Raw genomic sequence first — 429 nt, 5'->3', positions numbered from 1 at the left:
CATTTGGAATCGCCTGTTGATGCGCTGGCTATGCATCGTCTGATCGTTCTCCGAAGACCTCCGCAGTGTGTTCGCCGAGTGCCGGTGGCACGCTCCGATAAGTGGCCGGTGTGCGGCCCAGCTTGATCGGCGAGGCGATGCCGCGATAGGTGCCCCTTTCGACCTTCATCGCACGATGGGCTGAATGAGGATGTGCGAGCGCCGCGCCCAGCCCCAGCACCGGCGCGCACGGCACGCCGTGACGCATGAGCGTGTCGGCCAGCTGCGGGCCGTCCCACGCGGCAAAACGCTGCTCCAGCTCCGCGCGCAACGCGGTGCGATGCTGGCTGCGCAAACGGTTATCGGCAAACCGCGGGTCGTTGGCGAGCTGCCCCGCCTCGATCAGCCGGCACAACGCCGCGAACTGCATGTTGTTGCCTACCGCGACGA

Annotated in this window: 1 protein-coding gene; it reads right to left on the bottom strand. The window is 66.4% G+C overall.

Annotated features, from left to right (window positions below; translation table 11 throughout):
* Positions 1 to 28: 28 nt before the first annotated feature.
* A partial coding sequence (locus VSR34_RS38735) for a CoA transferase (RefSeq protein ID WP_342965278.1) occupies positions 29 to 429 on the bottom strand: 401 nt, incomplete at its 5' end.

The sequence above is a fragment of the Paraburkholderia sp. JHI2823 genome, from assembly GCF_038900695.1.
Lineage (GTDB): Bacteria > Pseudomonadota > Gammaproteobacteria > Burkholderiales > Burkholderiaceae > Paraburkholderia > Paraburkholderia mimosarum.
This window is presented reverse-complemented; position numbering and strand designations above follow the sequence as displayed.